This window comes from Streptomyces mabaensis, assembly GCF_053763515.1.
In genome coordinates, this window is sequence record NZ_JBSOPZ010000001.1 from 260,397 (window position 1) to 284,361 (window position 23,965).

A 23,965-nucleotide genomic window follows, 5' to 3' on the forward strand; every position below is an offset into this window, starting at 1 on the left:
TTCCGGATATGCGGATCATGCGGAGCCGAGCGCGGCGTTGCGCGCGGCGAGGAACGCCTTGTGGGGGTCCAGGTCTGGGTAGGACCAGGGGGCACGGGTGGCGTGCCGCCCGATGCGGTGGAAGAGGGCGGCCGCCTCGGCGGGCCGGCCCTCGCAGAGCTTGGCGTGGGCCAGGAAGTTGAGGTCGATCCGGTTGCGCGGATGGTCCTCGCGCTCCCATTCGAGCCACCAGTCGAAGGCGGACTTCAGCACCTGGCGGGCGCGCCGTCCGGACCAGTGCTCCGAGACCCCGGAGCTCCCGGGCTCGGTGCCGGCGGCGAGGACGCGGTACCGCTCGGCGTGCGCGATCACCGGGAGTACGGCGAGCGGCGAGTCGGCCGGTGCCTGTTCCGCGGCCCAGGCGGCGAAGTCGTACACCTCGTGCAGCGGGTCCTGGCCCGTGCCGGACTGGCGTTCGGCGAGGCGCGCGACCATGAGGTGGTGGGCGTGGTGGTGTTCGCGGTGGCGGGCGCGCACCTGGTCGAAGAGCCGCCCGAACTCCTCCTCCGTACCGAAGGAGCGCGAGAGGATCAGCAGGCCGAGCCAGGGCGTGGGATCGCCGGGAGCGAGGGCGGCGGCGCTCCGGCAGGCCTCGGCGGCACGCTCGGGCGACTCCTTGCCGCGCAGCGCGCGGAAGACGGTGGCGCACGCCAGCAGGGCGGAGGCGTCGGCGCTGTCCGGCTCGGCGAGCAGCCACTCCTCGGCCCACGCGGCGGAAGCCTGGCCCTCGGCGAGGACGACGACGCGGTGGCCGCGGCGGTCCCAGTCGTCGCCGGTCTCGGCGAGCAGGGAACGGGCCCTGGACCATCGGCCCTGGGCGAACTGTCCTCGTACGGTGACGAGTTCGGCGTCACCGAGCGCCGGGTCGAAGAGCTGGGTGTCCCTCTTGCGGGGGCGGCCCAGGGGCGGCGGAGGCGGGGACATCCGCGGGGATTCCTCTACGACGTGTGGGTGCGAGCGAATGATCACGCACAGCAAAGCGGTAGTCACCGCTCCCCGTCAAGGCCGACCGGAATCCGGTGAGCCTTCAACTACCTACACGGACCGCCCACTTGCCTCTCACCTGCACGGATGTGGTCCATGTTGTCCAGGGGTGTCCCCCTGTCCGGACACCCCCTAGCCGACTGCCTGTGCGGCGGCGCGGCCGGCCGTCCGGCCCGAGAAGATGCAGCCGCCGAGGAACGTGCCCTCCAACGAGCGGTAGCCGTGCACCCCGCCGCCGCCGAAACCGGCCGCCTCCCCCGCCGCGTACAGGCCCGGCAGCGGGGCCTGACCGTCCCCGGCCAGGACCCGCGAGGACAGGTCCGTCTCCAGACCGCCGAGCGACTTGCGGGTGAGGATGTTCAGCCGTACGGCGATCAGCGGACCGGCCTTGGGATCGAGGATGCGGTGCGGGGCGACGGTCCGGATCAGCTTGTCGCCCAGGTAGTTGCGGGCCCCGCGGATCGACATCACCTGAAGGTCCTTGGTGAACGGATTCGCGATCTCGCGGTCGCGTGCGGTGATCTCGCGGCGCAGCTCGGCCTCGTCGATGAGCGGTTCTTTGGTGAGCGCGTTCATGCCGCGCACGAGTGCGCCCAGGTCCTTCTCCACAACGAAGTCCACGCCGTTGTCCATGAACGCCCGTACCGGGCCCGGCACATCGAGGCGCGCGCGGTTGATCACGTCGCGGACGGACCTGCCGGTCAGGTCCGGGTTCTGCTCGGAGCCGGACAGCGCGAACTCCTTGCCGATGATGCGCTGGTCGAGGACGAACCAGGTGTAGTCGTACCCGGACCTGGTGATGTGCTCCAGCGTTCCGAGCGTGTCGAAACCGGGGAACAGCGGCACCGGCAGGCGCTTGCCGCGCGCGTCCAGCCACAGCGAGGAAGGCCCCGGCAGGATCCGGATGCCGTGCCTGGACCAGATCGGGTTCCAGTTCTCGATGCCCTCGGTGTAGTGCCACATCCGGTCCTTGTTGATGTGGCGTGCGCCGGCCGCTTCCGCGATGCCGAGCATCAGCCCGTCGACGTGCGCGGGCACCCCGGACAGCATCTTCTCGGGCGGGCTGCCGAGCCGGTCGGGCCACTGGGCGCGTACGAGGTCGTGGTTGCCGCCGATGCCGCCCGAGGTGACGATCACCGCCTGGGCGCGGAACTCGAAGGACCCGGCGACCGCCCGGCTGCTCGCGGTGCCGCGCTCGGCCGTCGACGGCTCCAGCACTTCGCCGCTGACGGTGTCGAGGGTGCCCGCGCTGCGGGAGAGACCGGTGACCCGGTGCCGGAACCTCAGTTGTACGAGCCCCTTGGCCACGCCCTCGCGCACCCGGCGCTCGAAGGGCGCCACGAGACCCGGGCCGGTCCCCCAGGTGATGTGGAAGCGGGGCACGGAGTTGCCGTGGCCGTTGGCGTCGTACCCGCCACGCTCCGCCCAGCCCACGACCGGGAAGAACCGCACCCCCCGGCGGTGCAGCCAGGACCGCTTCTCGCCCGCCGCGAAGTCGACGTACGCCTCGGCCCACTTGCGCGGCCAGTGGTCCTCGGCGCGGTCGAAGCCGGCCGTGCCCAGCCAGTCCTGCATGGCCAGTTCGCGGCTGTCCTTGATCCGCAGCCGCCGCTGCTCGGGCGAGCCGACGAAGAACAGTCCGCCGAAGGACCAGTGCGCCTGACCGCCGATCGACTGCTCGGGCTCCTGGTCGAGCAGGATCACCGTGCGCCCGGCGTCGACGAGTTCGGCGGTGGCCACCAGGCCCGCGAGCCCGGCCCCGATCACGATCACATCAGCGTCGTACGCCATGGGTTCCATCCTTGCCGGGCGGAGTGAGTGGGTGGTCCGATCCTCTGTACGCGGGAGTAACTAGTCAACAGCCGGTAACCGCCTGATTGGATGGGCGCATGGCTGCTGACGAGATCCTGGACATCGTCGACGAGGAGGACCGCGTCGTCGGCCGGGCGCCGCGCGGGGAGGCGACCGCGAAGGGGCTCCGGCACCGGTGCGTGTTCGTGCTGGCCCGGGACGGGGACGGCCGGGTGTTCGTCCACCGGCGCACCGCGACCAAACTGGTCTTCCCCTCGATGTACGACATGTTCGTCGGCGGGGTCGTCGGCGCCGGCGAGTCGTACGACGAGGCGGCCCTGCGCGAGGCGGAGGAGGAGCTCGGCGTCTCGGGGCTCCCACGGCCGGTCCCACGGTTCAAGTTCCTGTACGAGGACGGCACGCACACCTGGTGGTCGTACGTCTACGAGGTCCGCTGCGACCTCCCGGTGAACCCGCAGGTGGAGGAGGTGGCCTGGTACGACTTCCTGCCGGAGGCGGAGGTGGAGCGGCGGCTGGTGGAGTGGGCGTGGACGCCGGACGGGCTCGCGGCGTACCACCGGCTGCGGGAGTTCCGGGCCGGGTAGGGTCTGTCCGGCCAAGATCCGCCGGGCAGGCCTGGCGCGCTACGACCGGCGGCGGGGTTTGCCGCGCTTGCCGCCCTTGGGGCCGCCGGAACCGCTCCGTGGGCTCTTGCCGGCCGGCTTGCCGGCTGCGGGCGTCCGCCGTGCGCCGCCCTTGTCGGGGCTCTTGTCGGGGCTCTTGCGCTTCGGCTGCGCCGGGGCCGGGGCGCGGCCCCGTGAGCTGTTGACGGTCCGCCCGCGGACGATCCCGATGAAGTCCTCCACGAGGTCGGTGGTCTCTTCCTCCGGCCACGACAGCGCGATGCGCGACTCGGGGGCGTCCGACACCGGCCGGTACGTGAGGTCCTTACGGTGGTGCAGCCGGGCGAGTGACTGCGGGACCACGAGCAGTCCCACTCCCGCCGCCACCAGTTCGACGGCGTCCGCCGTCGTGGCGGGGCGCTCGATCGCGGGCCGTCCCGGAAGGCGCTCCCAGTCGAGGGTGTCGTCGAGGGGATGCAGCACGACGTCGTCGGCCAGATCCTCGGCGGACACCTCGTCGACCGCCGTCACCTCGTGATCCTTCGGGACCACGACCACCGTCGTCTCGGTGTAGAGAGGGATCGCGCTGAGATCCGTCCGGTCGATCGGCAACCGTACGAAGCCCGCGTCGGCGCCGCCGGCCCGCAGCAGGCCGGGGGCTTCGGCGGCGGACACCGCGACGAGGGTCAGGGGGACGTCGGGCAGCCGCTCGTTCCAGATCCGCACCCATTTGGTGGGCGTCACGCCCGGGACGTACGCGAGCCGGAACAGAGGGTTTACTTCCGAGCCTGTCACTCCGCCAGGTTACCGGCCGTGGTCGGAGGTAGCGCACACGCTCGATACTCTTGACACCATGACGTCGCACCAGACCACCCAGACCATGAAGCCCGCAACCGCGGCGAAGAAGCTGGGTGTGTACCTTGAGGCCACCCCCGCCGAGTTCCAGGAGGGTGTCGTCTCGCGCACCGAGCTGAGTGCGCTGCAGGCCGATCCGCCCCAGTGGCTGCAGGAACTGCGACGCAACGGTCCGCACCCCCGGCCGGTCGTCGCGGCGAAGCTGGGCATCTCCATCGCGGGCCTCGCGCGCGGCGGAGTCACCGAGGCGCTGACCACGGAGCAGATCGACGCGCTGAAGGCGGAGGCCCCCGAGTGGCTGCGGCGGGAACGTGCCACCCAGGCCGAGGTCCGGAAAGAAGCGGTGCGCATCAAGGAGAAGAACGCGGAGCGAGGCGATCAGGACCGCCCGACGCGCTCCTGACCTCTGAACCTCTGAGCCGTCAGTAGGGTGCGGCCGTGACCGAGTTTGTGCGGAGCCTGCGGCTCTGGTTCGCCCCCCAGCGCATCCGCGAGGAGGGCGAGACCCCCGACTACCGCTTCTCGCTCGCCAACGAGCGCACCTTCCTCGCCTGGATCCGGACCGCGCTCGCCCTGGTGGGCGGCGGCTTCGCGGTGGACCAGTTCCTGCCCGACCTCCGCTGGGGCGTCCGGGTCGGCATGGCGCTCGCACTGCTCGGCGCGGGAGCGCTGTGCGCGCTGCGGGCGGTGAACCACTGGATGCGCTGCGAGCGGGCGATGCGGCGCGGCGAGGATCTGCCGGTGTCGCGCTTCCCGACGCTGCTGAGCCTCGCGGTCGGGGTGGTCGCGGTGGCGATGGTGGTGGTCGTGCTGTTCGGCTGGTCCGGCCGGTGACCGCCGGCGTACGGGATCCCGGCCTCCAGCCGGAGCGGACCCGGCTGGCCTGGCGGCGTACGACGCTGACCTGCGCGGTCGTGGCCGTACTGGCGGGCAAGCAGGCCCTGCACGAGCGGGTCACGGCGGGCGGCCTGGTCGCGGCCGCGCTGAGCGCGCTGGTCTGCCTGGGGTTTCTGGTGGTGGCCCACCGCCGCATCCTCGCCCTGGCGACGGCGCGGCCGGCGCCGCTGTCCCTGCGGGGCGCGGCCACGGTGGCGGCCTGCACGCTCGCGCTCGCCGCGTTCGCCGTGGCGGTGGTGGGCTGAGGCGTACGTCCCCGGCTGCCCGCACCGCGACCGGTCGCACGTGACGCGCCGCACACCCCGGCGGCGAGGGACTTCGGCCGGCCCTCTGGACGCGCATACCGACTGGTCGGCATGATGCTCCACAGAGACGCGCCACAGAGATTCAACCCGATCGTCCCACCCTGCACGGAGGTGCCCATCATGAGTTCAGTCCCCCCACCGGGCCTCGATCTGGACCGGCTGCGCGGCCATCTGGACCGCGAGCGGCCCGGCCTGGTGAGCGGACCGCTGAGCGGCCGGCTGATCGAGGGCGGGCGGTCGAACCTCACGTACTCCGTCACCGACGGCACTTCCCGCTGGGTGGTCCGCCGCCCGCCGCTCGGACATGTGCTGGCCACCGCGCACGACATGAAGCGCGAGCACCGGGTGATCGACGCCCTGCACGGCACCGCCGTACCCGTGCCGACGCCGGTGCTGCTCTGCGAGGACGACACGGTCATCGGATCGCCGTTCTACGTCATGGAGTTCGTGGACGGCACTCCGTACCGGACGGCCGACGAGCTCGCCGCGCTCGGACCGCAGCGCACCCGTGACGCCGTGCTCGCCCTCGCCGACACCCTCGTCGACCTGCACGCCGTCGACCCCGCGGCGGCCGGGCTCGCGGACTTCGGGCGACCCCAGGGCTTCCTGGACCGCCAGCTGCGGCGCTGGGGCAAGCAGCTCGACGCCTCCCGCAACCGCGAGCTGGCCGGCATCGACGAGCTGCACGCCGCGCTGGGCCGCGAACTGCCCGCCTCCCCCGCGCCGACGGTCGTCCACGGCGACTACCGGCTGGACAACGTACTGCTCGGGTCCGACGACTCCGTCAAGGCCGTCCTGGACTGGGAGATGTCCACGCTCGGCGATCCGCTCACCGACCTCGGCCTGCTGGTGATGTACAGCGCCCCGCTGGACCTGCCGGACTCCCCGGTCAGCACCACCGCCGGAGCCCCCGGCCACCCCACCCCGCGGGAGCTGATCGAGCGTTATGCCGCACGCTCCGGCCGGGACACCTCCGCGATCTCCTGGTACACCGCCTTCGCCTGGTTCAAGCTCGCGGTGATCCTCGAGGGCATCCACTACCGCTACACGCAGGGTCAGACGGTCGGCGCCGGCTTCGACCGGATCGGCGGCCTCGTCCCCGTCTTCATCGAGCACGGCCTCACCACCCTCCAGGAAGGCTGAGACACCCATGGACTTCGCATTCGACGCGCGGACCGAAGAGCTGCGCGCCAAGCTGCTCGCTTTCATGGACGAGCACGTATACCCGGCCGAGGCGGTGGCCGAGGAGCAGCGGGCCCTGCTCGCCTCCCCGTGGGACACCCCGGCCGTGGTCGAGGACCTCAAGGCCGAGGCCCGCCGACAGGGCCTGTGGAACCTCTTCCTCCCCGACGCGGAGTACGGGGCGGGGCTGACGAATCTCCAGTACGCGCCGCTCGCCGAGATCACCGGCCGCAGCCCGCACCTGGCGCCGACCGCGCTGAACTGCGCGGCCCCGGACACCGGGAACATGGAGGTGCTCGCCCAGTTCGCCACCGACGAGCAGAAGAAGCAGTGGCTCGAGCCGCTGCTCGCGGGCGAGATCCGGTCGGCGTTCGCGATGACCGAGCCCGAGGTGGCCTCCTCGGACGCAACGAACATCGAGACGCGGATCGCGCGGGACGGCGACGAGTACGTCATCACCGGCCGCAAGTGGTACATCTCCGGCGCGATGAACCCGGACTGCAAGATCTTCATCGTGATGGGCAAGACGGACCCCGACGGCGCCGACCAGCGCCGCCAGCAGTCGATGATCCTGGTCCCCCGGGACACCCCCGGGGTCGAGGTCCGGCGCGCCATGCAGGTGTACGGGTACGAGGACCACTCGCACGGCGGTCACGCCGAGGTCGTCTTCGACGGCGCCCGGGTGCCGGCCTCGAACCTGATCGGGGAGGAGGGCGGCGGCTTCGCCATCGCCCAGGCCCGCCTCGGCCCCGGCCGGATCCACCACTGCATGCGGCTCATCGGGATGGCCGAGCGGGCCATCGAGCTGATGTGCCGCCGGGCCGTGACCCGTACGGCCTTCGGCAAGCCGCTGGCCCAGCAGGGCGTCGTACAGAACTGGATCGCGGACGCGCGGGTCACCGTCGAGCAGCTGCGGCTGCTGGTGCTGAAGACGGCCTGGCTGATGGACACCGTCGGCAACCGCGGGGCGCACACCGAGATCCAGGCCATCAAGATCGCCACACCGCGGGCTGTCGTCGACATCCTCGACAACGCGGTCCAGGTGCACGGAGCGGGCGGCGTCAGCCAGGACTTCCCGCTCGCCGAACTGTGGGCGGCGGCGCGGACGCTGAAGCTCGCGGACGGGCCGGACGAGGTGCACCAGCGCTCGTTGGCCCGCCGCGAGCTGAAGAAGTACCTGTAGGCAGCGCGAGGGCCTGTCCGGCCCTGATCCGCCGGACAGGCGCTACGGGCGCAGCGCGCGCAGCAGCAGGTCGGCGAGGTGATCGGCGACCTGCTGCGGCGAGAGCGGCCCGTCCGTGCGGTACCAGGTGGACAGGTGGTGGATGGATCCGAAGTGGTAGTCCACCACCAGGTCGGCGGGGGTCGCGTTCGAGAACACCCCGGTGCGCTGGCCCTCCTCGATCAGCGCCCGGAACCGCTCGTGGTAGCGCCGGCGCTCGGCCCGCACCTGCTTGTCCTTCTCCGGGCTCAGCTGGTGCATGGAGCGGAAGAAGATCGACGCGTCGTCGAGGTTCTCGATGGTCGTGACCACCACATCGGCGGCGGCGTCGCGCAGCCGCTGCTCCACGGGCGCGTCGGCGTCCGCGAAGGCGTCCAGCCGCTCCTGCTGGAGGCGCAGCATGCGTGCGTACACCTCGTGCAGGAGATCGTCCTTGCTGCCGAAGTAGTGGTACAGCGCGCCCTTGGTGACGCCCGCCGCTTCGACGATCTCCTGGACCGAGGTCCTGTCGTACCCGCGCTCCGCGAAGAGCCGGGTGGCGGCGGCCAGCAGCCGCTGCGGGACAGGCGTGCCGTCTCCGTCCGTCGTCCTGGCCATTTCCGCCACCTGCCCTTTCGTTCGCTTTCCTGCACTAGGCGCGGGCACGCAGGTCCCGCCTGAGGATCTTCCCACTCGTGGTCTTGGGAAGCTCCGGCAGGATCTCCACCACGCGCGGGTACTTGTACGCGGCCAGCCGCTCCGCGCAGTACGCGGAGAGCTCGGCGGGCTGGATGACGGCGCCCGGGCGGAGGCTGACGTACGCCTTGACCGTCTCGCCGCGGTACGCGTCGGGGACGCCCACGACGGCCGCCTCGCGTACCGCTTCGTGCGTGTACAGCACGTCCTCGACCTCGCGCGGCCAGACCTTGAAGCCGGAGGCGTTGATCATGTCCTTCTTGCGGTCGACGACGTAGAGCCAGCCGTCCGCGTCCATGAACCCGATGTCGCCGGTGCGCAGTTCGCCGCCGGGGAACGCCTCCGCGGTGGCGTCCGGGCGGCGCCAGTAGCCCGTGACGACCTGCGGGCCGCTCACCGCGATCTCGCCCTGCTCGCCGAACGGGACGTCGGCGCCCGTGGCGTCGATGATCCGTACGACCGTGTCGGGGCCCGGGACACCGACGGACAGGGTGCCAGAGGCCGGGTCGACGGGTGCTTCCTTCTCCGGCGGGACGGCGGCGCAGGGCGCGGTGCACTCGGTGAGGCCGTAGCCGTTGCGGATGTACGGGCCGAAGCCCGCGCGGAACTTCTCCACCAGCGCCGGCGGCACGGGCGCGCCACCCGAGGAGATGACCAGGAAGGAGCTGAAGTGGTCGGGGGTGACCTCGGGATGCGCGGCCAGCGCCATGAAGGCGGTGGACGGGCCCACGGTGTACGCGGGACGGTGCTCGGCGAACGCGTCGAGGACCACCCCGGTCTCGAAGCGGTACGCGAGGGCCAGCGTGCCGGCGTTGGCGAAGCAGGCCGCCAGTTCACAGACCATGCCGGTGATGTGGAACAGCGGCGCGAGCGCGAAGTAGCAGGCGCCCTCGGGCACCGGGTGGCCGGTGCGCTGGCGTTCGGCGTTGTAGGTGATCGCCCCGTGGTGGTTCAGGGCTCCCTTGGGGGCGCCGCTGGTGCCCGAGGTGTAGCTGATCAGCGCCACGTCGGCGGCGGTGAGCACGCGGTCGACGGGGGCCGGGAAGCCGCGGCGCGCGACGTCGGTCAGGTCCTCGGCGTCCGCCGCCCGCGGCAGCCGCTCGAAGCCCAGGACCCGGGTGTCGTTCCTGGTCTGGAAGTCCAGCTCGCACGCGGTGAGGGCGATGCGTACGGGCGAGTCGGCGGCCGCCTCCCGCAGATACGACTCCCAGGCGCGGTCGGCACAGACCAGCGCGGACACCTCCGCGTCCCGCAGCACATGGCCGACCTCGGCCGCCTTGTACATCGGGTTGACCGGCACGACCGTGGCGCCGGCCTTCCAGGCGCCGAGCAGCGCGAGCACGAAGTGCGGGGTGTTCTGCAGCATGATCGCGACCCGGTCGCCGCGCCGGACGCCCCGGGCGGCGAGGTACCCGGCCACCGAGTCGGAGAGCTCGTCGGTCTCGCGGTAGCTGAGCCGTCCGTCGAAGTACGCGAGGGCGGTGTGCCCGGGTGCCCGGCCGACAGCCGCCCGGAAGGAGTCGACCACGCTCCCGGGCGGCGTGACCGGCGCGCGCTGAGCCTCACTCAGCTGCGCCAGCCAGGGCTTTTGTGCGTATATCGACTCCGCGTAGATCGACTTTGCGTCCATCGACCGGTTCATTCACCCTCCCACTTCCGCTGCAGATGGTTCATATTGCCGAGCCACCGGTCTGGGTCGGTGGCCCGGGCCGCGTAGAAGCCGGCCACCTCGGGGTGCGGGAGGATCAGGAAGCGGTCCGCCTCGATGCCCGCGAAGAGCGCGTCGGCCACGTCCTCGGGCTCGATCGCCGTGGGCGCGAGGACGAGTTCGCCCGCCGATCCGGCGGCGGTCAGCATGTCCGTCCGTACGCCCTGCGGGCAGATTGCGTGCACCTTCAGACCGCGGTGCCGGTAGGTCAGCGAGAGCCATTCGGCGAAGGCGAGGGCGCCGTGCTTGGTGACGCTGTACGGCGCCGCGCCGACCATGGTCAGCAGACCGGCGGCGGAGACGGTCGAGACGAAGCGGCCGCTGCCGCGCTCCAGCCAGTCGGGCAGCAGTTCGCGGGCCGCCCTGACGTGGGCCATCACATTGACGTCCCAGGCCGAGGCCCAGACCTTCTCGTCGGCGAACGCGTCGCCGGGCGAGGCCAGGCCCGCGTTGGCGCAGTAGACGTCGACCCGCCCGCCGAGGGCTTCGCGGGCGGCCGCCACGATGGAGGACGCGTCACCGGGCACGGCTGTGGCGCCGATCTCGTCGGCGATCAGCTTGGTCTTCTCCGCGTCCAGGTCGTTGACCACGACACGCGCGCCCTCGGCCGCGAACCTGCGCGCCAGCGCGGCGCCGATTCCGCCGCCGGCGCCCGTGACGACCACTCCCGCACCCTGCACCGTACTCACGTGGACCCTGCCTCTCCCGAGCCGGACGCTCGCCGGCTGAGGGGCAGACTAACCAGTCGGTATGTGCCGGGGGAAGAGGTGGAAGGGGCACGAACGGGGCACGAACGGCTCCGCGCGCATCGTTCCGCGCAGCCGTCATGAGCGCTAGCGTGCGTGGTCATGACAGCCCGAGGCGAGCGCGGAGGTAACCGTATGACCGTGTCCAGACGGGGATTGCTGACCGCCACCGGCGCGGCGGGAGCCGCCGGAATGGCGGGAGCCGCCGGAATGCTCGGGGCGGCCGCCCCAGCTGCCGCCGCTGCTCGGCGCGGGCCCGGAAGGCTGCGCACCGGCTTCGACCGGCTGGCCGCCGACGGGTACGCCGTGCTGGACGGACAGCGGGTCGGCGTCGTGACCAACCCGACCGGCATCACGTCCGAGGCGCGCCACCTCGTGGATGTCATGCACGCCGACAAGCGGGTGGATCTCGTCGCCGTCTTCGGCCCGGAGCACGGCTTCCGCGGCACCGCGCAGGCGGGCGGCTCGGAGGGCCGCCACGACGATCCGGCCACCGGGCTCCCCGTGTACGACACCTATCTCAAGAGCGGGCAGCCGCTCGCCGACATCTTCGGCGCGTCGGGCGTGGACACCGTCGTCTTCGACATCCAGGACGTCGGCGCCCGCTTCTACACGTACATCTGGACGCTGTACGACTGCATGGCCGCCGCCTCGCTCGCCGGCAAGCGGTTCGTCGTCCTGGACCGGCCGAATCCGGTGACCGGCCGGCAGGCGTCCGGTCCGGTGCTGGACAAGGCCTTCGCGACCTTCGTCGGACGCGAGCCGATCCCGCAGGCGCACGGGATGACCGTCGCCGAGCTGGCCCGGCTCTTCAACGGCGAGTTCCTCTCCCGCCCGGTGCCGCTGGAGACGGTACGGATGTCCGGCTGGAAGCGCTCCGACCTCTTCGACGCGACGGGGCTGCCCTGGGTACCGCCGAGCCCCAACATGCCGACGCCCGACACGGCGCTGGTCTACTCGGGCACGTGCCTCTTCGAGGGGACCAACCTCTCCGAGGGACGCGGCACGACCCGGCCGTTCGAGCTGCTGGGCGCGGTCGGCATCGACCGGCGGTGGGCCGAGGCGGCGAACGCCGAGGGACTCCCGGGTGTCCGTTTCCGCGAGGCGTACTTCGCGCCGACGTTCTCCAAGTTCCAGGGCAAGACGGTCGGCGGCGTCCAACTGCACGTCCACGACCGGGCGTCGTACGACCCGGTGCGCACCGGGATCGCCCTGCTGGTGACGGCGAAGCGCAGCTGGAGCGGCTTCGCCTGGCGGCCGGACCACTGGATCGACAAACTGACGGGTTCCACCCGGGTCCGCACGATGATCGACGCGGGCGCCGGCACGGACGACGTGGTGGCCGCGTGGCAGGACGAACTGACGGCGTTCCGGCGGGTACGCAGGGAGTATCTGCTCTACGGCTGATCCACAACCGGCCTGCGGCGGGCGGGCCGAGGTTGTGCGCCAGCGCGGAAACAGCATGATCCGGAGCCACGCTCACTCCTGTTGATGGGCGCCATTCGATTTTGGATGGAGCCAGAACGGGCAGTCGTACGTCCATTCCACGACGCCGAAGTACCAGCGACGGAGGTGGCAGTGCGATGGCCGGATTCCGGAGTCTTGCGAGACAGGTGCGTGACACGCGCAATGACCTGGCGCTGCGGCGCTACTCGTTGCGCAAGTGCCTGGAGAGGTTCGCCCCTTATGGGCACCGGGCGACCTGGCACCATCTGTGTGCCAGGCATGGGATCGAGCCGGAGGACCGGGAGGCCGATCCGGCGCGGCTGGTGGCCGCGCTCGAGGAACTGGAGGAGGCCCGGTCCGTCTGGCTCGCGTACGAGACGGAGTTCGCGGAGCGGCGCAAGCGCGAGAAGCACGACGGGCTGCGGCGGCCCGGGTCGGTCGACGACTGGCACCGGTGCACCTGGGGCGGCAACGGGGTGGCCCGGTGCGACAACCCGGCCGTCCGGCCGCCCGAACCGTTGGGCGAGGTGCTGCGCCGGCTGATCTCCGCTCTGGAGGCGGCACCGGGCACGGCCTGCCCGGTGTGCGAGGGGACGGGAATCGTCTGGCGGCAGGACCTGGCTCACGAGCCCTCCGACGGACCGGTGTGCACGGGCTGCGGCATTGTGGTGCCGGAGCCCGTGCTGACGACCGAGGCCGTGGCGGCCGCCAAGGGGCCCACCCGGCGCAGGGAGTTGGCGTCGGTGGCGTGACGTTGCGGGGTGCGGGGCGATCGCCCGCGGACCCGCGTTGTCAGTGCCGTCCGGCACCATCGGACGCATGCTCATCCAGGTGTGTCTGAACGGTCCGCGTGGCGCGACGGAGAGCGCTGCCGTGCCGCTCTCGCCCGGGGCGATTGCGGAGTCGGCGGCGGGAGCCGTCGCGGCCGGAGCGGGTGAGGTGCATGTGCACCCCAAGACCCCGTGCGGCAAGGACACGTTGTCGCCGCGGGTGGTCGCGGCGACGCTGACGGCGATACGGGCTGCCGTGTCCGTCCCGGTGGGGGTGACCACGGGCGCCTGGGCCGAGCCGGATCCGGAGCGTCGAGTGGAGCGCGTCCGGTCATGGACGGTGCTGCCCGACCACGCCTCGGTGAACTGGCACGAGCCGGGTGCGGAGGCGGTCGCCGCGGCGCTGCTGGAGCGGGGCGTGGGCGTCGAGGCGGGCATCTGGTCCGGCACGGACGGCGCCGGCCGCTTCCTCGCCTCGCCGCTCGCCCCGCACGTGCTGCGGGTCCTGGCCGAGGTGACCGACCCGGACCCGGAGACCGCGCCGGCCACCGGGCGGGAGCTGCTGGCCGCGCTAGGGCCTGTCCGGCGGATCAGGGCCGGAGAGGACGCGGCGTCTGGTGCACTGCGCTTCGCTCCGTCTCCGCTCTTTTCCAGGCCCTTGGATGCGGAGCTGCATCGCAAGGCGCCGGAGTGCCCTAATAGCGGAGCTATTCGGGCATTTCGGCAACGCGGCGAGGTGCCGTGCCAGACGCCGTGGCCCCGGCCAAGATCTGCCGGACAGGCCCTGGGCCCGGCGCATGGCCGGCCGGTGCTGCTGCACGGGGAGGACGGCGGGGCGTGGCCGGTACTGCGGCTGGCCCGGCGGCTGGGACTGGACATACGGATCGGCCTGGAGGACGTACTGGTGCTCCCGGACGGCCGGCCCGCCGCGTCCAACGCCCAGCTGGTGCGGGGTGCGCGGGACGGGTGATCAGCTGTCCGGCCGGCCGGGGGCCGGGCGCTTGCGCTCGGTCATCAGGCGCGAGCCGCTCATCCGCTCGCCGAAGACGTCGTCCGGGTTGGACAGCACACAGGTGTCCAGGGACAGGCAGCCGCAGCCGATGCAGTCGGTGAGGTGGTCCCGCAGCCGCCCCAACTGCTGGATGCGCTGGTCGAGTTCCGTGCGCCAGGCCTCGGACAGACGCGCCCAGTCCTCGCGGTTGGGGGTTCGCTCGTCCGGCAGCTGGGCGAGCGCGTCCCGGATCGTGACCAGAGGGATGCCGACGCGCTGTGCCGCGCGTACGAACGCGACGCGGCGCAGCGCGTCGCGGCTGTAGCGGCGCTGGTTGCCGGACGTGCGGCGGCTGCTGATCAGGCCCTTGGACTCGTAGAAGTGCAGGGCGGAGACGGCGGCGCCGCTGCGCGCGGACAGCTGGCCGACCGTGAGCTCGTGGATCTTCTCTGGAATCTGCGGCACTCCTCGAACCCTACTCCGCCGTCCGTTGACAGATACATACGAGGCCAACCATGCTGAGCAAGCGCTTAGACAAATCGCTGGAGCAGGTACGAGAGGCAGGGTCATGGCAGAGCCGAGGATCTTCACGTCCGCCGAAGAGCTGCACGCCGGGGTCGGCGAGCAGCTGGGTGAGAGCGACTGGCTGGAGGTCGACCAGAAGCGGATCGACCTGTTCGCGGACGCCACCGGCGACCACCAGTGGATTCACGTGGACCCGGAGAAGGCCGCGGCCGGCCCCTTCGGTGCGACCATCGCGCACGGCTATCTGACGCTCTCGCTGCTGCCCGCACTCGTACCGCAGATCATGCGGGTCGAGGGCATGAAGATGGGCATCAACTACGGCGCGAACAAGGTCCGTTTCCCCTCCCCCGTGCCGGTCGGCTCCCGGCTGCGCGCGACGGGCGTGATCACGGACGTCACCGAGGCGGGCGGTGGCGTGCAGGTCACCGCCGCCATCACGGTCGAGCGCGAGGGCGGCGACAAGCCGGCGTGCGTGGCCGAGTCGGTCTCCCGCTTCTACTTCTGAGACGTCCGGGACTCCGGTCCCGGACGCCGCGCCTGGACCATACGGAACACGAGGTCGGCGTAGAGCGCGCCGACCTCGTCGGGCGTTCTGCGCCCCTCCACGTTGAACCAGCGCGCCACGTCGATGCAGAGCGACAGCACGGCGACCGTGGTGCCCGGCACGTCGGGCACCTCGAACTCCCCCGCCTGCACCCCTTCGTTGAGGATGCGGCGCACGGCGGCATCGCTGCGCCTGCGCAGCGCGACGATCTCGGTGCGGTGCTCGGGCCCGAGCGCGTCGAGTTCGTACTGCACGACTCGGGCCGTCATATGCCGCCCGGCGTGCCAGCGGACGAAGGAGCGTACGGCGTGGTCGAGGCGCTCGGTGGGCGTCCCCTCGCCGTCGGCCGCCGATTCAAGGATCTCGAGAGCCTTGTCGTGGCCGATCCGGCTGATCCGGTGGAGCAGCTCTTCCTTGGTCTTGTAGTGGATGTAGAGCGCGGCCGGGCTCATCCCGGCCCGGCCCGCGATGTCGCGGGTCGTGGTCGCGTGGTAGCCGCGCTCGGCGAACGCCTCGACGGCGGCGACGAGCAGCCGGCGGGCCGCCTCGGGGCCGACCTCGGCCCACGGCGATTCCTCGCCGCCGGTCTCCTCCGCGATGCCCATCGCTCACCCCTTCGTCCCTCAGCAGGAGTGACAACGATACCCGAGGGTGAGCAAGCGCTTAGGCCACCGGGACTCCTGGCAGCCTAGCTCTTGGCGTTGTACGGATCGTACTCGGCGAGCATCTTCTCCAGCCGTGCCTGGTCCACCCGGCTGACGATCTGCCCGGCCTCCTGCCGGTCCCTGATCACCTTGGCGAGGGTGAACGCCGATGTCGTGAGGTAGAGGATGGCGGTACCGAGGAAGGCCCGCACCCACGCGTCCGCCTCCAGGTTGAGCACCCCGAGGCCGACCGCGCCCAGCGCGATACCGAAGGACGCGACGGCCTGCCCGTAGTACGCCGCGGTGTTCTGCTGCTTGACCGGTGTGTCATTCATGGTGTCAGCATCGGCGGGCGCGGCGCCCGTCACATCCGTCCGGATACTCAGGCGGGGTACTCAACCCGGCCGTGTATCCACTGTCCAACCAGCGGGCCCGAGGGGTTCAGAACGCCGAGACGCCCGTCAGCGCGCGGCCGATCACCAGCTTCTGGATCTGGCTCGTACCCTCGTACAGCGTCATGACGCGGGCGTCGCGCAGCAGCTTGCCCGCCGGGTACTCGTCGATGTAGCCGTAGCCGCCGAAGACCTGGAGCGCGTTGTTCGCGGCGCGCACCGCCGCCTCCGACGCGAAGAGCTTGGCCTTGGACGCCTCGGTGTCGAACGGCAGGCCGCGGTCGATCAGGTCGGCGACCCGCCAGGTGAGCAGCCGGGCCGCGTCCACGTCCACCGCGATGTCGGTGATCAGCTCCTGCACCAGCTGGTGGTGCGCGATCGTCCTGCCGAACTGCTCGCGCTCGCCCGCGTACGTCACGGCGGCGTCCAGCGCGGCCTGCGCGATCCCGACGCAGCCCGCCGCCACCGACATCCGGCCCTTGGCCAGTGCCGACATGGCCACCGAGAAGCCCTTGCCCTCGGGGGCGAGCATCGCCGAGGCCGGGACCCTGACGTCCTCCAGCACCAGTTCGGCGGTGGCCTGGCCGCGCAGCCCGAGCTTGCCGTGGATCTCTCGGCGGGTCAGACCGGGGGTGGCGGTGGGGACGAGGAAGGCGCTGACGCCCTTGTGGCCGGGCGTGTCGTTCGTCCGCGCGAAGAGGAGGACCACGTCGGCCCAGGTGCCGTTGGTGATGAACATCTTGGTGCCGCTGATGACGTACGTGTCGCCGTCCCGGACCGCCCGGGTGGCGAGCCGGCCGGCGTCGGACCCGGTGCCGGGCTCGGTGAGGCCGAAGCATCCGACGTGGTCGCCCGAGGTCAGACCGGGCAGCCACTGCCGCTTCTGCTCCTCGCTGCCCCACGCGGCGACCGACTTGGCGACCAGACCGAGCGATACGGAGACGATGCCGCGCACCGAGGAGTCGCCGCGGCCCAGCTCCTCGGTGACCAGGGCGTACGCGAGGTGGTCGCCGCCGGAGCCGCCGTACTCCTCGGGGATGGTCAGGCCGAGGAAGCCGAGGGCGCCCAGCTTCTTCACGATGGCGCGGTCCACGCTCTCGGCGCGGTCCCAGGCGGCGGCGTGCGGGGCGATCTCGCGGTCGGCGAAGTCCTTGGCCAGCCGGCGCACCGCGGCCTGCTCGTCGCTCAGCTCCAGGTTCATCGGCACCTCGTTAAATTAACACTGCTAGTTTATCGGCGGCAGGCCCTACTATGTGCCGCATGGCCCGCCCACGCAAGCCCCTCCTCAGCAGAGAGCGCATCGTCGAAGCGGCGAGCGCACTCGTGGACACCGAAGGGCTCGACGCGGTCTCCACCCGCCGCCTCGCCGCCGGGCTCGGCGTCAGCGGGCCGTCCCTCTACAACCACTTCCGCAACAAGGACGAGATCCTCGACGCCGTCGCCGACACGGTCAGCGCCCAGGTCGACCTGTCGATGTTCGAGGACGGCCGCGACTGGCGCACCGCGCTGCACGACTGGGCGGTCTCCTACCGCGCCGCTCTGCGGGCCCACCCGAACATCGTGCCGGTGCTGGCCCAGGGTCCGGGCCGCCGCCCGGCCGGACTGCGGGTGGCCGACGCGGTGTTCGGCGCGATGGTCGCTGCGGGCTGGCCGCCCGCCCAGGCGACCCGTATCGGGGCCCTGATGCGGTACTTCATCACCGGCTCCGCTCTCGGCTCCTTCGCCGGCGGCTTCGTGGACGACGAGGCGGCGTACGACCCGGCGGACTACCCCCACCTCGGCCAGGCCCACCTGCTGGCCGAGCGTCAGCAGCAGGTGGACGAGGGCGCGTTCGAGACGGGGTTGCGGGCTCTGATCGACGGGCTTTCGGTGCAGTACGAGCAGCTGGCGCGCGCGTGAACGGGGATGCTCAGGCGCCGGCGGGGGCGCTCTCGTCCCGGTCCGCGCCGGCCTCGTCCGGGGCCGCGGCGGTCTCCTCCTGACGGGCGGCGGCCCGCCGGGACAGGATGCGGATGGAGATCAGGGCGATGACCGCGAGGCCGATGATGTAGGCCGACACCGCCATCGAGGTACCCGTCGCCTCCAGCAGGAGCACCATCACGAACGGCGCGAGTCCGCCGCCGAACACAGCGGCGATCTGGTAGCCGAGCGAGGCTCCGGTGTACCGCATCTCCGCCGTGAACAGCTCGGCGAACAGCGCCGCCTGCGGCCCGTACATGATGCTCAGGAAGCAGCTGGTGACGAAGGTGCCCACGCCCAGCCACAGCAGGGAGCCGGTGTCGATGAGCAGGAACAGCGGCACGGCCCAGACCAGCAGGCCCACCGCGCCCAGCGCGTAGATGCGGAGCCGGCCGATCCGGTCGGAGAGGGCCGCGGCGGCGGGTATCAGCACCAGTTGGGTCAGGCTGACGCAGAGCGAGACGGCCAGGACCGCACTGCGCTTCATGTCGAGCTCGCGGGTCGCGTAGTCGAGCACGCCGGTGATGATGATGTAGAAGGTCGCGGTGTTGACCGCGAAGGAGCCGCCGGCCAGGAAGACCGTGCCGAGGTGACTGCGCAGGATCGTGCGCAGCGGGGAGCGCGCCTCACCCTTCTCCTGCTCCGCCAGGGCTCGTTCGGCCTCGCGGAAAGCGGGGGTCTCCTCGACCTTGGTGTGGATGTACCAGGCGAGGAACAGCACCAGGAAGCCCACGAAGAACGGCACTCGCCATCCCCAGGACGCGAACTCGCCGTCGCTGGTGGTGGCACCGGCGATGAGGAAGACGGTGTTGGCGGTCACCACACCGATCGGGACGCCGAGCTGGACGAGACTGCCGTAGAGGCCGCGCTTGCCCTCGGGTGCGTACTCGGTGGCCATGAGCATCGCACCGCCCCACTGGGCGCCGACCGCGATGCCCTGGAGCACGCGCAGCAGGACGAGCAGCACCGGAGCGGCGATGCCGATCGTCTCGTAGGTGGGCAGGAGTCCGATGCCGGTGGTGGCGACGCCCATCAGGGTCAGCGCGAGGACGAGCATCGGCTTGCGGCCGTGCTTGTCGCCCAGCTGGCCGGCGATGATGCCGCCGATGGGACGGGCGAGGAAGCCGACCGCGAAGGTGGCGAAGGCCGCGAGGACTCCGGCGGAGGAACTGCCGGCCGGGAAGTACAGGTCACCGAGCACGAGTGCGGCGGCGATGCCGAAGACGAAGTAGTCGTACCACTCGACGGCGGAGGCGAGGGCGGCGGCAGTGGCCACCTTGCGCCGGTTCCGGTCGGTGGGGGCCGGCTGGGTGGTGCCGGTGGGCGGGGAAGCTGCCGTGTCCATGCGGGCACACTCCGATGGGTGGGTGCGGGGGACGAAGGGGGGCGGCGCCATTGAGATTGCGGGGACCGTACCGACCGGCTGGTACGTCGGTCAACAGCCCGCACAGCGGCAGTTTCATCACGACGTACCCGCCGGTATGGGGGGCGGGCGGGCAGCACGAACACCCCGGCCGCACAGGAGGCGGCCGGGGTGCCGAAGGGGTTCAGCAGGGCTGGGTCGTGTCCCTAGAAGACGACCAGGGCCCGCCCGCCCTTGCCCGCGAGCATGTTGTCGAAGGCGGCCGGGATGTCGTCGAGTGCGATCCGCTCGGTGACCATGGCGCTCAGGTCAAGGCGGCCCGCCCTGATGTGCTCCGCGAGGACGGGGAGGTCCCGGGCCGGGTCGGAGTTGCCGTAGACACAGCCGGACAGCGTGCGGCCGAAGTGGAAGATCTCCAGGGCGTTGAACGTCACCTGCTGGTCCTTGCCGCCGATCCCGACCACCGTGGTGCGGCCGCCGCGGCGGGTGGACTCCCACGCCGTACGGATGGTCCCGGCGCGGCCCACGCACTCGACGGCGACATCCGCGCCCTGCCCGCCGGTGAGCCCCCGGATCTCCTTGGCGGTGGTGTCGGAGGCGATCAGGAACTCGGTGGCACCGGCGGCCCGCGCCAGTTCCTCCTTCGCCGGGGAGACGTCGACGGCCACGACCGGTCCGGCACCGGCGATACGCGCCGCCTGGAGCGCGGCCAGACCGACGCCGCCGACTCCGAAGACCGCGACCGACTCACCGGGGCGGACCTGCGCCGAGTGGTGGACGGCGCCGTAACCGGTCAGCACCGCGCAGCCGAGCAGCGCGGCCTCGGTGAGCGGGATGCCCTCCGGGACCGGCAGTACGCAGTTGGCCGCGACGACGGTCTCCTCGGCGAAGGCGGCCACGTTCAGGCCGGGGTGGAGCTCCGTCCCCCCGGCGGTACGGGCATGGACGTTGCCCACCCCGGCGAGGGCATTGGCGCAGAGCCACACCTCACCGAGTCCGCAGTGGTGGCAGTTCCCGCAGGACGGCGCCCAGTTGAGCACGACCCCGTCACCGGGGACGACATGGCCGACGCCCTCCCCGACCGACACCACCGTGCCCGCGCCCTCGTGGCCGAGGACGGCCGGGACGGGCACGCGCATGGTGCCGTTGGACAGGGACAGGTCGGAGTGGCAGACCCCGGCGGCGGCGAGACGCACCCGCACCTGGCCGGGGCCGGGCTCGGGCAGTTCGATGTCGGCGATCTCCAGCGGGGAGCCGACGGCGGGCAGGATGGCGGCGCGGACCACGTTGACTCTCCGGCGGGTCAGAACTGCAGGGACTTGGTCTGGAGGTACTCGGCGAGCCCGTGCGTGCCGAGTTCCCGGCCGACGCCCGACTGCTTGTAACCGCCGAAGGGGGCCAGCGGGTTGAACCGCCCGCCGTTGATGTCGACCTGGCCGGTGTCCATCCGGCGGGCGAAGGCGACTGCCTCGGCCTCGTCGGCCGCCCAGACGGCACCGGCGAGGCCGTAGACCGTGCCGTTGGCGATGCGCAGGGCGTCGTCCTCGTCCTCGTACGGGAGGATCGACAGGACCGGGCCGAAGATCTCCTCCTGGGCGATGGTCATCGAGGGCGTGACGTCCGCGAAGACGGTCGGGGTGACGTAGTAGCCGCGCTCGTGGGGCGCGTCCGGCCCGCCGGCGACGATCCGCGCGCCCTCCTCGACGCCCTTGGCGATGTAGCCGCGCACCCGGTCGTGCTGCTTGGCGTTGACGACCGGGCCGAGGCGGCTGGCCTGGTCGTGCGGGTCACCGGCGACGTACTTGGCGGCCGCGGCGGCGGCGAGCGCGATGGCCTCGTCGTACTGGTCCCGGTGGACGAGCATGCGGGTCCACGCGCTGCACGTCTGGCCGGAGTTGGACATGACGTTGGCGACGCCGACGTTGACCGCCTTGGCCAGGTCGGCCCCGGGCAGGATGACGTTGGCGGACTTGCCGCCGAGTTCCAGGGCGACGCGCTTGACGGCCGCTCCGGCCGTCGCGCCGATCTGCTTGCCGACCGCCGTGGAGCCGGTGAAGGAGACCAGGTCGACGCCCTCGTGCTCGGCGAGCGCCTGCCCGGCGACCGGACCCAGGCCGGTGACCAGGTTGAACACCCCCGCGGGCACGCCCGCCTCGTGCACGGCCTCGGCGAAGAGCTGCGCCGTCAGCGGGGTGTCCTCGGCGGGCTTGAGGACGACCGTGCAGCCCGCGGCGAGTGCGGGTGCCACCTTGGCGACGATCTGGTGCAGCGGGTAGTTCCAGGGGGTGATCGCGCCGACCACACCGACCGGCTCCAGCAGCACGGTGGAGTTGCCGGCCTTCTCCTCGAAAGAGTAGGAGGCGGCGAGTTCGGCGTACGAACCGGCGACCGCGATCGGCACCCCCGCGTGCACCATCTGCGAGAAGCCGAGCGGCGACCCGAGTTCCGCGGTGACGGTTTCGGCGATCTCGTCCTTGCGCGCCACGAGTACGTCGCGCAGGGCGGCGATACGTGCGGCACGCTCGGCGGGCGGCGTGGCGGCCCAGCCGGGGAGTGCGGTACGGGCCGCGCGTACGGCCGCGTCGACGTCCTCGGCGGTGCCGGCCGGCACCTGGCCGATGACCTGTTCATCGGCCGGGTTCACCACCGCGATGGTGTCCTGACCGGCGGGGGGCCGCCAGTCCCCGTCGATGTACATCCCGTCATGGACCTTCATCGCATGCCTCCCGAGCCGCCGTGGTCGTCCGCGCTACAAACTAGCGCTGTTAGTTTTCCGGCGCCAGTGCCCCTTCCCCTGGGCACGCTCCCCTCTTCCTCTGGGCAAGCTCCCTCAGATGATGCCGAAGAGGATTCCGGCGCCGAGGACCACCAGCGAGGTGAGCGCCGCCCATTTCACGGTGAACCGCGTGTGGTCGCCGAACTCGACCTTGGCCATGCCGACCAGGACGTACACGGCGGGGACGAGGGGGCTGGACATGTGGAGCGCCTGCCCCACCAGGGAGGCGCGGGCGATCTCCAGCGAGGAGACGCCGTGCGCGGCGCCGGCCTCGGCCAGGACCGGCAGGACGCCGAAGTAGAAGCCGTCGTTCGACATGAAGTAGGTGAGCGGCAGGCTCAGCAGGCCGGTGATGATCGCCATGTGCGGGCCCATCCCCTCGGGGATGGCGCCGACCAGCCAGTCCGCCATGTGCTCGACCATGCCGGTGCCGGTGAGGACTCCGGTGAAGACCGCGGCGGCGAAGACCATGCCGGCGACGTTGAGGACGTTGTCGGCGTGAGCGGCGATACGGGCCTTCTGGTCCGGCATGTGCGGGAAGTTGACCGTGAGGGCGAGGGCCGCGCCGATGAGGAACAGCACCGGGATGGGCAGCAGTTCCAGGATCATCGCGGTGAGCAGTGCGACGGTCAGACCGGCGTTGAACCAGTAGAGCTTGGGCCGCAGGGTGGCGCGGTGCGGGTCGAGGCCCTGGAAGCCCTCGTCATCGGCGGGTGCCGCGTCGGTGCCGGTGCCAGCACCCCCAGTGCTCTTCTTCGTACGGTCGTCGGACCCGCCGCCCGCACCGACCAGTACCTGCTCGGTGACCGGCTCCCGCTCGCTCTCCAGCGCCTCGTCGAGGGTGAGCACGCCGAGCCGCCTGCGCTCACGCAGGCCGAGGACATAGGCGAGGACGAAGACGAAGAGCAGCCCGACGGCGAGCGCGGGGATCATCGGGACGAAGATGTCGCCGGCGTCGAGCTTGAGGGCGGTGGCGGCGCGCGCGGTGGGGCCGCCCCAGGGCAGCGTGTTCATCACGCCGTTGGCCGTGGCGGCGACTCCTGTCATCACCACAAGGCTCATCTTCAGGCGCTTGTACAGCGGGTACATCGCCGAGACCGTGATCATGAAGGTGGTGGAGCCGTCCCCGTCCAGCGACACGATCGCGGCGAGGACGGCCGTGCCGACGACGACGCGCATCGGGTCGGCCTTGCAGAAGCGCAGGATGCCCCGGACGATCGGGTCGAACAGGCCGACGTCGATCATCACGCCGAAGTAGACGATGGCGAACATGAGCATCGCCGCGGTGGGCGCGAGGGTGCCCACGCCTTCCAGCACGTAGTCGCCGAGCTTGGCTCCTTGTCCCACGAACACGCAGAAGAGTGCGGGAATGAGCACGAGTGCCGCGATCGGCGACATCTTCTTCATCATGATCAGGACCAGGAAGGTCGCGATCATGGCAAAGCCGAGGATGGTCAGCAATTGGGGTACCTCACGTTCGCCGTTGAACCCTTGAACACCCACCAGGGCTGGCGGTTTCGACGACGTT

At 71.5% G+C, this 23,965-nt stretch carries 25 protein-coding genes; 11 read left to right on the plus strand and 14 right to left on the minus strand.

Translation table 11 applies throughout. The features are described from left to right. Nucleotides 1-15 precede the first annotated feature (15 nt). Both ACWV17_RS01250 and ACWV17_RS01255 read right to left on the minus strand, forming a co-directional pair. Nucleotides 16-963 carry a hypothetical protein gene (locus tag ACWV17_RS01250; RefSeq protein WP_455354712.1) on the minus strand — a complete coding sequence of 316 codons (948 nt, stop codon included), beginning with the start codon at nucleotides 961-963 and terminating at the stop codon, nucleotides 16-18. A 192-nt stretch (nucleotides 964-1,155) separates the two neighbouring features. Next, entirely contained in the window at nucleotides 1,156-2,814 is a 1,659-nt protein-coding gene (locus ACWV17_RS01255) for an FAD-binding dehydrogenase (protein ID WP_455358087.1), read from the minus strand. A 98-nt stretch (nucleotides 2,815-2,912) separates the two neighbouring features. Here ACWV17_RS01255 and ACWV17_RS01260 point away from each other — a divergent pair, with 98 nt between their 5' ends. Beyond that, entirely contained in the window at nucleotides 2,913-3,419 is a 507-nt protein-coding gene (locus ACWV17_RS01260; protein WP_455358088.1) for an NUDIX domain-containing protein, read from the plus strand. Nucleotides 3,420-3,458: 39 nt separating this feature from the next. Here ACWV17_RS01260 and ACWV17_RS01265 read toward each other — a convergent pair whose 3' ends face one another. Further along, on the minus strand, nucleotides 3,459-4,232 hold the full coding sequence (locus ACWV17_RS01265) for a LysR family substrate-binding domain-containing protein (RefSeq protein ID WP_455358089.1): 774 nt from the start codon (nucleotides 4,230-4,232) through the stop codon (nucleotides 3,459-3,461). 58 nt (nucleotides 4,233-4,290) lie between these two features. Here ACWV17_RS01265 and ACWV17_RS01270 point away from each other — a divergent pair, with 58 nt between their 5' ends. From ACWV17_RS01270 to ACWV17_RS01290, 5 genes are all read left to right on the plus strand, one after another. Next, on the plus strand, nucleotides 4,291-4,695 hold the full coding sequence (locus ACWV17_RS01270; protein WP_455358090.1) for a DUF5997 family protein: 405 nt from the start codon (nucleotides 4,291-4,293) through the stop codon (nucleotides 4,693-4,695). Between the two features lie 35 nt (nucleotides 4,696-4,730). Further along, nucleotides 4,731-5,126 carry a YidH family protein gene (locus tag ACWV17_RS01275; protein ID WP_455354707.1) on the plus strand — a complete coding sequence of 132 codons (396 nt, stop codon included), beginning with the start codon at nucleotides 4,731-4,733 and terminating at the stop codon, nucleotides 5,124-5,126. Beyond that, nucleotides 5,123-5,434 carry a DUF202 domain-containing protein gene (locus ACWV17_RS01280; RefSeq protein WP_455358091.1) on the plus strand — a complete coding sequence of 104 codons (312 nt, stop codon included), beginning with the start codon at nucleotides 5,123-5,125 and terminating at the stop codon, nucleotides 5,432-5,434. Before ACWV17_RS01275 ends, ACWV17_RS01280 begins: the two co-directional genes overlap by 4 nt. Before the next feature lie 180 nt (nucleotides 5,435-5,614). After that, nucleotides 5,615-6,637 (plus strand): phosphotransferase family protein, encoded by a 1,023-nt coding sequence (locus tag ACWV17_RS01285; protein ID WP_455358092.1) that lies wholly within the window; start codon nucleotides 5,615-5,617, stop codon nucleotides 6,635-6,637. Nucleotides 6,638-6,644: 7 nt separating this feature from the next. After that, nucleotides 6,645-7,859, plus strand: a complete 1,215-nt coding sequence (locus ACWV17_RS01290) for an acyl-CoA dehydrogenase family protein (protein ID WP_455358093.1) — start codon at nucleotides 6,645-6,647, stop codon at nucleotides 7,857-7,859. 42 nt (nucleotides 7,860-7,901) lie between these two features. On the opposite strand, the gene ACWV17_RS01295 is transcribed toward ACWV17_RS01290, so the two are convergent. Genes ACWV17_RS01295 through ACWV17_RS01305 form a run of 3 tightly spaced genes read right to left on the minus strand, consistent with a single transcriptional unit; the run spans nucleotide 7,902 to nucleotide 10,970 of the window. Beyond that, nucleotides 7,902-8,495, minus strand: a complete 594-nt coding sequence (locus tag ACWV17_RS01295) for a TetR family transcriptional regulator (protein ID WP_455358094.1) — start codon at nucleotides 8,493-8,495, stop codon at nucleotides 7,902-7,904. 34 nt (nucleotides 8,496-8,529) lie between these two features. Next, nucleotides 8,530-10,203, minus strand: a complete 1,674-nt coding sequence (locus ACWV17_RS01300) for a class I adenylate-forming enzyme family protein (RefSeq protein WP_455354702.1) — start codon at nucleotides 10,201-10,203, stop codon at nucleotides 8,530-8,532. Nucleotides 10,204-10,211: 8 nt separating this feature from the next. Continuing rightward, nucleotides 10,212-10,970, minus strand: a complete 759-nt coding sequence (locus ACWV17_RS01305) for an SDR family oxidoreductase (protein ID WP_455358095.1) — start codon at nucleotides 10,968-10,970, stop codon at nucleotides 10,212-10,214. A gap of 192 nt (nucleotides 10,971-11,162) precedes the next feature. Here ACWV17_RS01305 and ACWV17_RS01310 point away from each other — a divergent pair, with 192 nt between their 5' ends. From ACWV17_RS01310 to ACWV17_RS01320, 3 genes are all read left to right on the plus strand, one after another. Beyond that, a complete protein-coding gene (locus ACWV17_RS01310) occupies nucleotides 11,163-12,434 on the plus strand; it encodes an exo-beta-N-acetylmuramidase NamZ family protein (protein ID WP_455358096.1) in 1,272 nt (423 codons plus the stop codon). 176 nt (nucleotides 12,435-12,610) lie between these two features. Further along, nucleotides 12,611-13,225, plus strand: coding sequence for a hypothetical protein (locus tag ACWV17_RS01315; protein ID WP_455354699.1), 615 nt, complete (start codon nucleotides 12,611-12,613; stop codon nucleotides 13,223-13,225). 67 nt (nucleotides 13,226-13,292) lie between these two features. Beyond that, entirely contained in the window at nucleotides 13,293-14,213 is a 921-nt protein-coding gene (locus ACWV17_RS01320) for a 3-keto-5-aminohexanoate cleavage protein (protein WP_455358097.1), read from the plus strand. On the opposite strand, the gene soxR is transcribed toward ACWV17_RS01320, so the two are convergent. Then, the gene (gene soxR, locus ACWV17_RS01325; RefSeq protein ID WP_455354697.1) at nucleotides 14,214-14,699 is read right to left on the minus strand and encodes a redox-sensitive transcriptional activator SoxR; all 486 of its coding nucleotides are present in this window, start codon (nucleotides 14,697-14,699) and stop codon (nucleotides 14,214-14,216) included. It lies immediately after the preceding gene. 103 nt (nucleotides 14,700-14,802) lie between these two features. Between soxR and ACWV17_RS01330 the strand changes: the two genes are divergently transcribed. After that, nucleotides 14,803-15,264 carry a MaoC family dehydratase gene (locus ACWV17_RS01330; RefSeq protein WP_455358098.1) on the plus strand — a complete coding sequence of 154 codons (462 nt, stop codon included), beginning with the start codon at nucleotides 14,803-14,805 and terminating at the stop codon, nucleotides 15,262-15,264. Here ACWV17_RS01330 and ACWV17_RS01335 read toward each other — a convergent pair. From ACWV17_RS01335 to ACWV17_RS01345, 3 genes are all read right to left on the minus strand, one after another. After that, nucleotides 15,255-15,908: a TetR/AcrR family transcriptional regulator gene (locus ACWV17_RS01335; RefSeq protein WP_455358099.1), complete on the minus strand. Its 654-nt coding sequence runs from the start codon at nucleotides 15,906-15,908 to the stop codon at nucleotides 15,255-15,257. The two genes, ACWV17_RS01330 and ACWV17_RS01335, sit on opposite strands and share 10 nt — an antisense overlap. Before the next feature lie 83 nt (nucleotides 15,909-15,991). Next, nucleotides 15,992-16,282 (minus strand): YiaA/YiaB family inner membrane protein, encoded by a 291-nt coding sequence (locus tag ACWV17_RS01340; RefSeq protein WP_455354694.1) that lies wholly within the window; start codon nucleotides 16,280-16,282, stop codon nucleotides 15,992-15,994. Nucleotides 16,283-16,388: 106 nt separating this feature from the next. Next, nucleotides 16,389-17,540 carry an acyl-CoA dehydrogenase family protein gene (locus ACWV17_RS01345; protein ID WP_455358144.1) on the minus strand — a complete coding sequence of 384 codons (1,152 nt, stop codon included), beginning with the start codon at nucleotides 17,538-17,540 and terminating at the stop codon, nucleotides 16,389-16,391. A 59-nt stretch (nucleotides 17,541-17,599) separates the two neighbouring features. On the opposite strand from ACWV17_RS01345, the gene ACWV17_RS01350 reads away from it, so the two are divergent. After that, the gene (locus tag ACWV17_RS01350; protein WP_455358100.1) at nucleotides 17,600-18,238 is read left to right on the plus strand and encodes a TetR/AcrR family transcriptional regulator; all 639 of its coding nucleotides are present in this window, start codon (nucleotides 17,600-17,602) and stop codon (nucleotides 18,236-18,238) included. Between the two features lie 10 nt (nucleotides 18,239-18,248). Here the strand turns inward: ACWV17_RS01350 and ACWV17_RS01355 are convergent, their stop codons facing one another. The 4 genes from ACWV17_RS01355 to ACWV17_RS01370 all read right to left on the minus strand — a co-directional run bounded on the left by ACWV17_RS01355 (nucleotide 18,249) and on the right by ACWV17_RS01370 (nucleotide 23,898). Further along, nucleotides 18,249-19,643, minus strand: coding sequence for an MFS transporter (locus ACWV17_RS01355; protein ID WP_455358101.1), 1,395 nt, complete (start codon nucleotides 19,641-19,643; stop codon nucleotides 18,249-18,251). A gap of 224 nt (nucleotides 19,644-19,867) precedes the next feature. After that, nucleotides 19,868-20,947, minus strand: a complete 1,080-nt coding sequence (locus tag ACWV17_RS01360) for a Zn-dependent alcohol dehydrogenase (protein ID WP_455358102.1) — start codon at nucleotides 20,945-20,947, stop codon at nucleotides 19,868-19,870. Nucleotides 20,948-20,964: 17 nt separating this feature from the next. After that, nucleotides 20,965-22,377: an aldehyde dehydrogenase family protein gene (locus ACWV17_RS01365; protein WP_455358103.1), complete on the minus strand. Its 1,413-nt coding sequence runs from the start codon at nucleotides 22,375-22,377 to the stop codon at nucleotides 20,965-20,967. A gap of 114 nt (nucleotides 22,378-22,491) precedes the next feature. Next, the gene (locus tag ACWV17_RS01370; protein WP_455358104.1) at nucleotides 22,492-23,898 is read right to left on the minus strand and encodes a CitMHS family transporter; all 1,407 of its coding nucleotides are present in this window, start codon (nucleotides 23,896-23,898) and stop codon (nucleotides 22,492-22,494) included. Nucleotides 23,899-23,965 lie beyond the last annotated feature (67 nt).